13 protein-coding genes and 1 pseudogene (1 of these 14 only partly in view) are annotated in these 11,122 nt (G+C 31.7%); 8 read left to right on the top strand and 6 right to left on the bottom strand.

The window, feature by feature from the left end; translation table 11 throughout:
- Both A2255_04205 and A2255_04200 read right to left on the bottom strand, forming a co-directional pair.
- A partial coding sequence (locus A2255_04205) for a UMP kinase (GenBank protein ID OGI18466.1) occupies positions 1–736 on the bottom strand: 736 nt, incomplete at its 3' end.
- Between the two features lie 127 nt (positions 737–863).
- Positions 864–2,093, bottom strand: a complete 1,230-nt coding sequence (locus tag A2255_04200) for a hypothetical protein (GenBank protein ID OGI18465.1) — start codon at positions 2,091–2,093, stop codon at positions 864–866.
- A 315-nt stretch (positions 2,094–2,408) separates the two neighbouring features.
- Here A2255_04200 and A2255_04195 point away from each other — a divergent pair, with 315 nt between their 5' ends.
- Positions 2,409–3,824, top strand: coding sequence for a hypothetical protein (locus A2255_04195; GenBank protein ID OGI18464.1), 1,416 nt, complete (start codon positions 2,409–2,411; stop codon positions 3,822–3,824).
- Positions 3,825–3,847: 23 nt separating this feature from the next.
- On the opposite strand, the gene A2255_04190 is transcribed toward A2255_04195, so the two are convergent.
- Both A2255_04190 and A2255_04185 read right to left on the bottom strand, forming a co-directional pair.
- Entirely contained in the window at positions 3,848–4,435 is a 588-nt protein-coding gene (locus A2255_04190; GenBank protein ID OGI18463.1) for a phosphoheptose isomerase, read from the bottom strand.
- Between the two features lie 293 nt (positions 4,436–4,728).
- Positions 4,729–4,950, bottom strand: coding sequence for a hypothetical protein (locus A2255_04185; GenBank protein OGI18462.1), 222 nt, complete (start codon positions 4,948–4,950; stop codon positions 4,729–4,731).
- Between the two features lie 487 nt (positions 4,951–5,437).
- Here A2255_04185 and A2255_04180 point away from each other — a divergent pair, with 487 nt between their 5' ends.
- Positions 5,438–5,818 carry a hypothetical protein gene (locus A2255_04180; GenBank protein ID OGI18461.1) on the top strand — a complete coding sequence of 127 codons (381 nt, stop codon included), beginning with the start codon at positions 5,438–5,440 and terminating at the stop codon, positions 5,816–5,818.
- A gap of 131 nt (positions 5,819–5,949) precedes the next feature.
- Here the strand turns inward: A2255_04180 and A2255_04175 are convergent, their stop codons facing one another.
- Both A2255_04175 and A2255_04170 read right to left on the bottom strand, forming a co-directional pair.
- Entirely contained in the window at positions 5,950–6,348 is a 399-nt protein-coding gene (locus A2255_04175) for a hypothetical protein (GenBank protein OGI18460.1), read from the bottom strand.
- A 216-nt stretch (positions 6,349–6,564) separates the two neighbouring features.
- A complete protein-coding gene (locus tag A2255_04170; protein ID OGI18459.1) occupies positions 6,565–6,837 on the bottom strand; it encodes a hypothetical protein in 273 nt (90 codons plus the stop codon).
- Between the two features lie 429 nt (positions 6,838–7,266).
- Here A2255_04170 and A2255_04165 point away from each other — a divergent pair, with 429 nt between their 5' ends.
- The 6 genes and pseudogenes from A2255_04165 to A2255_04140 form a co-directional block, all read left to right on the top strand.
- Positions 7,267–8,232 (top strand): hypothetical protein, encoded by a 966-nt coding sequence (locus A2255_04165; protein ID OGI18458.1) that lies wholly within the window; start codon positions 7,267–7,269, stop codon positions 8,230–8,232.
- A gap of 144 nt (positions 8,233–8,376) precedes the next feature.
- Positions 8,377–9,072: a hypothetical protein gene (locus A2255_04160; protein ID OGI18457.1), complete on the top strand. Its 696-nt coding sequence runs from the start codon at positions 8,377–8,379 to the stop codon at positions 9,070–9,072.
- A 19-nt stretch (positions 9,073–9,091) separates the two neighbouring features.
- Positions 9,092–9,805, top strand: a complete 714-nt coding sequence (locus tag A2255_04155) for a hypothetical protein (GenBank protein OGI18456.1) — start codon at positions 9,092–9,094, stop codon at positions 9,803–9,805.
- A 48-nt stretch (positions 9,806–9,853) separates the two neighbouring features.
- The gene (locus A2255_04150) at positions 9,854–10,189 is read left to right on the top strand and encodes a hypothetical protein (GenBank protein OGI18455.1); all 336 of its coding nucleotides are present in this window, start codon (positions 9,854–9,856) and stop codon (positions 10,187–10,189) included.
- A 4-nt stretch (positions 10,190–10,193) separates the two neighbouring features.
- A complete protein-coding gene (locus A2255_04145) occupies positions 10,194–10,637 on the top strand; it encodes a hypothetical protein (GenBank protein ID OGI18454.1) in 444 nt (147 codons plus the stop codon).
- A 55-nt stretch (positions 10,638–10,692) separates the two neighbouring features.
- Positions 10,693–11,122, top strand: a pseudogene (locus A2255_04140) (hypothetical protein) (it continues 152 nt past the right edge of the window).

Genomic DNA, 11,122 nt, shown 5'->3' with positions numbered 1-11,122 from the left:
GGTTTCCTCCTACCAATGTTCCTACTTTTTCACCTTTTAATATTTTTTCTATACTGCCTCTAGCCTCAAAGTCGAATACTACGATAGGAATGTTATTATTTTTGCATAAAGCTACGGCAGCTGTATCGATTACTTTTAAATCTTGGACAATCATATCATCATAACTGATATAATCATATTTTTTAGCGTCAGGGAATTTTCTTGGATCTTTATTATAAACCCCGTCAACTTTATTTTTTGCCATGAGCATTAATTCTGCATCTATTTCTGATGCCCTTAATGCGGCTGCTGTGTCAGTTGTGAAAAATGGGTTGCCTGTTCCGGCTGCGAAGATTACTACTCTTCCTTTTTCTAAATGCCTCATAGCCCTGAATCTGATGTAAGGTTCAGCAATTGCATTCATTGTAAGAGCTGTTAAAACTCTTGTTGAAACGCCTGCTTTCCTTAAAACACCTTGCAATATGAGGGCATTCATAACTGTAGCGAGCATGCCGACGTAATCTGCTGAAGCCTGATCCATGCCGAGCTTCGTGCTATTTTGTACTCCTCTGAATATGTTTCCGCCGCCTACAACAATAGCAACTTCTGCACCGGAATCATGAACTTCTTTAATTTCTTGTGCAACTTTATTAACAACATCAGGGTCAATACCAAAACCCTGTTCTCCCATAAGGGCTTCTCCGCTGACTTTTAATAGAACCCTTTTGTATTTTAATCCTTTGTCAGATTGACTCATTAATATTGCTCATTTCTAGAAAAACACTAATATTATCAAACTTTATTGTACTAAAAAATTAAATTTTTATATTAATTTTTTTTATTTTAAAAAGAGACATTGAGCTAACTGAACTTTTAAAGATTATTTAACTTGAATTATTTATCATTTTATCTATTATTTCAACGATTTGACTTAAAATAGGTGAAATATCCCTTTTATCCTTGATGTTTTCTGCAACTATTCTTGCGAATTTTACTTTATCAAATTCTCCGAGTCCTTTCTCTTTCCATAAAATGTCCAGTGTATGAACCATAGGTAAATCAATTTGTATTTCTGCTGGACATACTTGAGCTGTTAGACCGTGAAATGTGTTTATAGATTTACATATGAGATTAATAGGCAATATATCTTCAAATTCTCCTTCCTGGATCAGGAAGAGCTGGTCTTTTTCTCGTAGTATTTGGGTGATTTCTTCCGCTATTTCTACTGCATCAGCATCTAATATAATCAGAACCGGTAAATTTAGTTTTTGATAGTACTTTTTATAGAGTTTTGCTACCTGGTTTTTTCCTCCGGCGCCAATTAGCTGAATTCCTTTTTTATCAAAATCAATTCCTAATTTTTCTGCAAATATGGGCAGCAATTTTTCTTCAGTTGCTCCCTCTACAAGAATTAATAATTTGGCAGGATATTTAGCTGATTCTTTTTCTCTGTATTTTTCGGCTTTATTAAAGATAATATTAACTTTTTCAAATAAATTGTTAGTTTCCAGGTTTAATTCAGCACTTTTTACAAGATTATTTAGCCAGATTAATCTATTAATGTTGCTGGGTAGGTCAAAATTGCTGTTATGTTTTTCTGTATATTCTAAAAGCCCACTGATATTTAGCGGATAATTTTGACTATATAGGAAATAAATTCTTGATAATGTGTCAAAATCCTTTAAGCTAGAGTATTTATCAGTTATATTAAAGTTGTTTTCTTTTAATAACTCAATAATCTGGCTCTCTAATTTATCGGGTGAAGATTTTATTTGTGAATCCAGATTAATCAGATCATAATTTTTCAAATATTTTATATTTTCACTTGTTAAAATGTCTTTTATGATTGCATAAACAGAAAAAGTTCTAATTTCCTCATATGCCAGATAAAGGTTAATGCTGTTATCCTGTTTTAGACTTTCATCCAGCAGATTTATTGAGGTATTCCAGATTAATTGCACAAGCTTGTTTATTGTACCTAATTGGAAATTATGATAATTCTTTAGGCTTATTTTTGGTGATATAGTATTTTTTATCAAGATTTCTTTATAAACTCTTTCCTGCTTTTGAGGTAGATATTGAAACCTTGATAGTCTTTCAAGAGCAATCAGCAATTCAGAGAATTCAAGAGGCTTAATTACTATTGTTTTCTCTCTTAATTCTGAAATAGTGTTTGGGATTTCAATTGTATTAGAGCTTTTATCTATTCTTGAAATTTTAAAATCTCCTGGAATTGCGCTAAGGACGTAATGAAAAATACGTAAGTATTTTTTCCGCTGTCCTTATCATATAAATTTTATCAATTAATTTAATTAAAATAAAAAATATATACAATTATTAATATTGATTGAAAATGCGGTTAATAAATAGCAATTTTTTTATATTTTTGTTTTTTAAAATATAGTAATAGTATATAGATTTGGACGTAAATGTTAGATAATTCATTAAGAATACATACAGGAAAGACTCAGGGAGGGGCTGTAATAAAGCCTTTGAATAACGCTTATAGTCCTTCTACTGTACAGCAAAGTATCACCAATATTGATGGTATGAATTTTGCTGATAAGCCATTTGTGTATTTTAATTTTTTGAAAATGAAAGATCCTCAAAGTAAAGCAATGTATAAAGGATTATATGATTCTCTTGATCAAGAGGGAAAATATAATCTTGAAACTTTATTGAGAACAGGAAGATTATTAGCTAAAAATTCAGCTGATGGTTCATCAACATTACAGAATCTATATAAAATTGTATCTGAACCAAGAGTATCGGGGTTGGATAACAGAGAAATTCTTAATGAAACCATAAAAACTCTTGCTAACCCGTTTATAATAACTCAGAAATTTGGTAAAATACCTGATTTTATGATTGCAAGCATTTTAACTGATGAAAAACGTAATAATTTAGTTAATAGTGTAGGATTAAATAATAATCTGGCGCCGCATTTTAATCAAACTAAGATTGCAGGGCCAATTGCAGCTGTTAATCCTCAAGATTTAAATGTTGAAACAAGTGGTACCTGTGTAGCTGCCAGTATGGAGTTTAACCTTGCAGATAAAAAGCCTGCTGAGTTTGCAAGATATATTGCCAGTTTGACCAGTCCTGATTTAAGCGTTAAAACAAAAGTTAATCTTAGCAGTATTGATCCTAACCCAACAAATGCAATTAATACGTTGGTTAATTTTGGTGTTGAATATAGACCAATTGATCAAAATAATGTTGAGGTTACATTAAGGCCTGATAGAAATGCAATAATTCGAGCTAGAGTGCAAAATACTTATAGACAACTCAGTTCCAGGTCTGCTATAGATGCATTAATGCAATCAACAGTAATGCAGTTAGGTAGTGCAAATGGTTATAATAGTCTTACTGATATACGTGCAGGTGATCACGTTCCTGATAATAAAGGATTAGTTGAGGTTGAGAAAAACTTTGCTGAAACTATAATAGATAGTGGAGAGAAAAAGACTTCCATTACCTATCAGATAGTAGAATCTGATGAAGCAGGAAATAATTATCTAAAAGGTTATAATAATGATTTGCAAACGACTCAGAAACACTTGCTAGATTCTTTAAAATCAGGATCAAACGTGGTTGTCGGAATAACTCAAATTGACCAGCAAAACAAGATTATTGGTGGTCATGAAATTACAATAATAGGATCAAAAGTTGATCAAAATGGTGAGTTACATTTCATATACAATGATACAGATGATGATAAAGAAGAACCTATTGAAATAAGTGCAAAGGAGTTAATTCCTAAGGTTCATCATGCAGGAATTCCAGGCAAAGTTTTATTAAAGGATCCTGGTAATTATAATCCTTTAAATATGCAGCAAATGTAGAATATTTACTTTATTTGAGCTAACTAAAAATAGTTTTCAACTATTTCACATATAGTATGACAAATAGTAATGTGAGCATTTTGAATAATTGGTGTATTGGTACTGGGAACTTTTATTGTTATGTGAGACACCTTAGCCATTTCACCACCTGTTTGTCCTGTTAAAGATATTATAATCATTTCTTTTGCAGTGGCTGCTTTTATAGCTTCAATTACGTTTAAAGAATTTCCACTTGTTGATATGGCTAATAGCACATCTTCTTTTTGGCCAAAAGCTTCTACTTGTCTTTTGAATGTTCCGTCGTAACCAAAATCATTTCCTATTGCAGTAATAATTGATGTATTTGTATTTAATGCAATTGCAGGTAGAGCTGGCCTATCTATTTTATAAAACTTTCCAACGAATTCCGCGGCTATATGCTGAGCATCAGCTGCACTGCCCCCATTTCCGCAAATCAAAAGTTTATTTCCCGACTTAAAGCAATTAAGAATTATTTGAGCAGCTTGCTCAATATCTGTTGTAAACTCTTTTAATCTTGATAGTACTTGTATTGTTTCTTCAAGACGGTCATTAATAGTTGAATCAAAAAAGTTATTTTTCTTGCATTCCATACGTATTCTATCCATTAAGTTTACTATGTTAAGGACGTAATAACTGGTTATAAGAAGCAGGCTACAAAAATAACCAAAGATAGAATGAGTTTTGTTTTCGGTCCAGACCAGCGAAGCTGCTCTTCCCGAAAATTTCACTCCCGCTTCGCATTTTTTCATCAAAATCTTTAATGTTTTTTTTCGCTGTCCTTAATATAGCATATTTGACATAAACCTGTAATCCAGTAGGTAATTGATAAAATGAAAATCGGGGACTAAGCCCCGATAAAGCATTATTTGCGTGGAAAAATTATTTAACTGCCAATTATTGCATCCAATGGTTCAACGTTAGGTCTTCCTAATACTCTTACCAATTCCAGTACAGTTGCTTTCATTTGACATCTTTGAGGGCTTTCTTTAAAGAAGTCACTATAAAAACAACCTGAGCAAACGCATCCTCTCTTGTAACAATCTACCGCAGTCTGTGTCCATCTTCTGACAGACGTTGTCCTTCCCAAATCTCTAGTTTTTAACACTTGTCTCACTCCCCAAACACACTCTTTCCCGACCCAAAAATATCGTCTAACTTAATTTAGCTGTAAATAAGCTGTAATTTAAATTATATACATTAGTTTGTGAAATACAACAATTTGATGAACAATTATTACATTACTATACAATTGCCTGAATATAACATTATTTCTATATTTTGCATATCATGATGATATATTCATGCATGATTGCAAGAAATGTCTCATGTTAAAGAATCGCTTACATTTATCAGGATTGAACTTTCATGAATCGATATATAAGTATATGGATATAATTTAGAAAAACTATAAATTTTTATTTTAATATTTTATTCATGAAAATGTTAAATTATTGTTTTTAAAAAATAACTATAAAGGTGATTTCCAAACCTGACTAAATGCTTTTAAAATTATAATTTGTTATAAACTGTATGTGCTTAAATTTCTGGTTTATAATCATTTAGTAGGATTTGAAATTAGGGTAAAATATGAGATGAAATACGTAAGATTTGTACCAGCTGGTATTTATAATGGGATTATATGGTTTCTTTCCAGTGGACCTATCTTTGTTAATATACAAGGTTTTGATAAAACTGCACATATAGTTGAATATAGTGTGCTCGGATTTCTATTAGCTTTCGCTTTAAATGTTTCTTCGGATAATTTTGATAAAATGGCTAAATATTCTGTTATTTTTGGAATTAATACAGGGATTATAGATGAAATACATCAATATTTTGTGCCTGGAAGGTCAATGGATGGGATTGATTTATTTGCAGACATAACTGGAATTGCCTCCGGAATTTTGGTTTGGCTGATGCTTGTTAAATTATTTGAAATAATCAGGAGCAATCAAATTTTTTCAAGAAAATAATTGGATTAAGGACAGCGGAAAAAATCATTAAGGATTTTGATGAAAAATCCGTTATGATTTTTACAGACTGCTTCCTGTAACCAGTCATTAATCGAGTAATAAAAAATGCATAAGTATTTTTTATTATGTCCTTATTTAAACAAGGGAATGAGTTTTGGCGATATTATGCTTGACCAACTATTTTCCTCGATCCAAATCTGAGTTTTATTGTTTTGATCAGTTGGATTTTCAAATTCTTCTCTAATTAAAATAGCGTAATTAAATTCATAAAACTCTAATTTTGTCTTTTTTTCGACATAATATTTCCTGGATCCGCATTTTGAACAGTATTTTTCTATAGGCAAAAATGTATCAAACCGTGGAATTGATTGTCTTTTTGTTGAACAGCATTTACATCTTAAAATGATCCAGCTAATGAAGATTTCTTTTCCACAGTCTGGGCAGAATTTTCCAAGACCTATTGGTGAAACTCTTTCATGCCTGCATTTTGGTTGTTTAGGAAAAAATTCATAATAAAATCTCTTTAACAAATCTGATTTCCTTCTCTTATTCTTAATTAAGGACATAATAAAAAATACTTATGCATTGTCATTGGTTCTAATAAAAATGATAAAAATATTTTTTTCTAAATCAAAAATAAAGTCGAAAATTTTGCTGAAAATTAAAATTAATTTACAAGGATTTGTTGAAAAAACATAAAAAAAACCCGGTTATGTTAATAACCGGGTTAGTTCTGAGTATTGTTGTTAGCTTTCTTTTGTAGCTCTTATACCCAGTGTTTTAAGGATAAATATCCACAACGACGTAAAAAATTCTCTTATTATTGTTAAAAGGCTCTTATTTTGAAGTAAAATTAATTCATCTTGTTTATTTTCATTGGTATGAAAAGTTGCTTCGTCAATTTTTTCTTCTTTCCTCATATAACCAGCAGATCCTGAGCCTCCTCCTTGATTTTCTACAGAGCTTGGAGGATTGACTTGACTATTCCAGCCAGATGGTTGGATTGGTGGTATGCTCATTTTGTCCGACTCCTGGTCTTAAAACTTGTACTGCTGTTGAGTCTTGCAGTCCTTAATTCTCAGGATGAAGTGTTTTTTTAATATCATTATTTATATATATTATAGGGCATTTAATTATATTTTTTAATCTTTACAAAGGTAAATGTTAATTTTTTTTAATAATAGAGTATTTTAAAACTTAATAAAAAAACTCAGATAACTGCTAAAATTTATGCTTTGAGCGCAGTCTAAATTCAGCCCTGCAGGGGTTGCACGTCCTCAAAAAGACCTCGTTTTTCATTGTTTTTCTCAAAAAAGTGAGTTACGCAGAGGTCTCTAAAAAGTTAAAATGATTTTGAAAAATAGAAATTTTAAAAAAGTTTTTTATAATTATTTATGGTTATGTTTTAGAATAACCATAAATCTTAATTTAGAGGGTATTTTGCTGAGTTGAAAATTAATCTTACGAATTTAAGCTATTTCATTAAAAATATCCAAAATCCTGAAAGTGTCACTGATAAGAGCAGGGTTGAATCAGATACGCCAAATTCTCAAAAAGCTAACTCCCAAAATATTTATAATCAGAGTAACTCAGCTTTACCTGGTAGTTTCCATATTAACGCTCTAAATACAGCTCAACAAGCAGTCCTTATTAGAGAGTTGCTTAATCTTCCAAAAGAGTTTAAAGAGTTTTTATCTTTAATGGTATACGGTGAGGTTAGTCAGGAAAATCTTTTAAAGCTATTACAAGATAAAAGCAAGGATATTCAGCTAAAAGATATACAGAATTTGCTCGATACGAATTCAAAAGAGGTTATTAGTAAGTTATTAAAATTATTACAACCCGGGTCATCTGGTTTTAAAGATACCGAACAACTAAATAAGCTTGTTAATTTATTGACTCAGACTATATCATCTCAAAACAATTCTCCACAGGAAATTTTGAATAAAACAATTCTTTTGTATTTACCCTGGTTACCCTTGGTTCAGCAGCAGGATATAGATATAAAGCTTGAAGAAAGGAAAGGAAGTGAGAATGATCAGGAAAATATCGCCCTTATTATGTACATTTCCACCATAAATTTAGGCAGATTTAAGATAACGCTTATTCTTAATGCTGATAGTAGTCTAAATATCGATATTGAAAGTGAAGAAGCTGAAAAAAACAAAATTTATTTGGAAAAGATTCTGAGTAATGTGAACCAGGAAATGTCAAAAAATAAAATTAACGGTAAAACAAACGTTTATACTCAGAAATTCAAAACAGAAAAAGACTCTGATAAGCGAGAACTATCCCTTTGCCCTGTATCTAATATTTCTCCCAAAATTATGATGGCTGCTTATTCAATTGCAAAGATTATTTTTGAGATTGATGAAAATGTCTCCTTGATTGAGAGTAGAAAACAAAGAATTTAATAAAAATTTATTCTTGTCCTACATTTGGATGATTTTTATTTAAATACTTAAACTTTGGTATGAACTTTGCCGATTAAATCTGTAAAGAGAGTCAGTTTTGGCCATTTTTTAAATCCTTGAAGAGAGAGTCAGGAGAAGAAGATTATGCGGTTATTTGGTGGAATTTATTTTAATGAAAATGGTTTAAGTAATTCAGTAAGAGCAATGCACCTTCAGACTGCAATGCTTGATAATATTAACTGCAATATTACCAATTTTGGTAAAGTTGGTTATCAAAGAAAAGCACCGGTTCTTTCTTCTTTTGCTGAATTAATTGGTGTTCATGCGCTATCGGAAGTTGCTGATGAGAGTGTTGGACGGTTAAGACAATCAAGGAAACCTCTTGACATTGCTCTGGCTACAGAGGGTTATTTCCAATATATGACGCCAAATGGAATAAAACTCACCAGAGATGGCAGATTTAAGATTGATAAGAATGGTTATCTTTTGACACTTGATAACTTTAAAGTTCTCTCAGCTACAGGACAGCCTATAAAATTCGATAAAGTACCGGAAAAACTGGAAGATATAAAAGTTGATAAAGATGGAACATTAACTGCTTTTGATTCTAAGGAAAAGAAATTTAATAATGTAGGTCAATTATCTGTTGTTTCAAGTGATGGATCTATAACAAAAGATATTAATGTAAAACAGGGCTTTACAGAAGATTCAAACGTAACCATGCATACAGAATTTTTTAATCTTGTACCTGTCAGACGTAATTTTGAAGCGAATCGTCAATTATACATAATTCAAAATGATGAATTATCAAAAACTATTCAGGAATTAGGTAGAGCATAGGAATAAGCAGGAGATAATTATGACTACTCTTCAAGGCATAATATCAAGATCAGTAGATAATGCTAATAAACAATTCGAGACGTTAGGATATGTTACGACCAACGTTTCAAATTACAATACCGTGGGATATAAAGCTCAAAGATTTGAGAATTATTTGATGGAAAATGGTCGTCTTGAGGGAACATTACGTACTGATTATCAAAATGGGGTTTTCTTTGCTACTAAAAAACCTCTTGATGTTGCAATAGACGGTGCAGGATTTTTCCCTGTAATAAGAAAAGATGGCTTGGTTTCATACACAAGAGACGGTTCATTTACCGTAAATTCAGAAGGATATCTCGTTACCAATGATAATTGTATTGTCGGTGATGGGATAAAAATTCCTCCACAGTATGACAAATTAAAAATTGCATCAAACGGTACGGTGACAGTTATTAGTGCAAGAGATGCTGAGCCGGAGGTGTTAGGCAAAATTCCTGTGGTTATCTTCAATAATCCTGAGGGATTAAAGTCTATTGAAGGAAATAAGCTTATTGCTACCAATGATTCAGGTAATCCAACTTTAGTAAAAGATCATGAACGTATTAAACAGGGTAATCTTGAAAGATCAAATGTCAATATTTTTGGTTGTGTAGATGAAGTATTAAGGCTAAATGCAAGTTTAATATCGAGTGTAAGGCTTGTAAAAATTGTAGACGAGTTTTATAGACAATCTATTAATTTGCGTCAATAAATTAATCAATAATTTAATTTTAATAATCTTTAAGAATGGAAGGAAAAGATGAATAATTCTCTGGATAAAACAAACTTAATTCTGGATTTAATCGCTAAAAAGCAAGAAACAATTGGTGCTAATTTAGCCAATGTAAATACTCCAGGCTATGTCAGACAAGATATTAACTTTCAACAATATATTGGGGCTCTAGATAGTCCTCTTGAAACAAAATTATCTAAAAAGTTAGGTCCTTCTCCTTTAATGAAACAATCAGGAGGAGAAGTTTCAACCCCTGCTGAATTAATAGAGTTACAGAAAAACGCACTCCTTTATTCTGTAGCAACAAGAAGGGTAAGTGCTATAATTCAGGAACTCAAAACAGTTACACAAGTAGGAAAGTAGGATTATGGGTTTATTAGAATCTATTAATATTGGATCATCAGGATTAATTTCACATGGGCAACGTTTAGAAATCCATGCGAAAAACATTGCTAATACTGATACACCAAATTATGTAAGAAAAATACCTGTTTTGATGGCCAAAGAAGATATGTCTTTTCAAGGTTTGCTTAATAGAATGAAAGATAATGTTTTCAAAACAGGTGTATTACCACATTCTACCGGGGGAGTAACGTTAACCGGTGTGATCGCAGATTCTACTCCGGGTGATATGATTTATTCCCCAGGTCATCCAGATGCAGATAAAAATGGTTATATTAGAAAATCTAATGTAAATCCGTTAGTTGAGATAGCAGATGCAAATATGACCTCAAGAGCATATGAAGCAAGCTTGGCTATTATTAGTATGACAAAAGCAATGGCCCAAAAGGCAACAGAGATAGGTAAATAACATTGTAGGATTGGGTATTAATCCAACTTCATTATGATGGAGGAGCAAATAGTAAATGTTTAGTGAATCAATATCTAAATTAATGAGTCAAAGCGGGGCTAGTTCTGCTAAAGATCGTGTAGTTCAAATTGAAAATATGATTGCTGGCTATACTCAAAGTATAGAGCCTCCAAAGCAGATTGATCCACCAGTTAAGTTTTCTGATTATATGAAGACTTCTCCTGCATCAGAATTAAAATTTAGGTTGGTTCCTCCTTCTTCACCTGTATCAAAAGGACAAATTGAGAATATCGTTAAACAGGTAGCCGATAAGCATAATATAGATGAAAGATTAATACTTGCTGTTATAAAACAGGAATCAGGGTTTAATCCTAATGCTGTATCTTCTGCCGGCGCACAGGGTTTGATGCAGCTTATGCCAGCAACGGCAAAGAGGCTTGGTGTTTCGAATCCATTTGATCCTGTGCAAAATATTGAAGGCGGAG

The sequence above is a fragment of the Candidatus Melainabacteria bacterium RIFOXYA2_FULL_32_9 genome (genome assembly GCA_001784615.1).
In the GTDB taxonomy this organism is placed as follows: Bacteria; Cyanobacteriota; Vampirovibrionia; order Gastranaerophilales; family UBA9579; genus UBA9579.
Note: the sequence above shows the minus strand (reverse complement) of the source record. Positions and strands in the feature narration are given on the sequence as shown.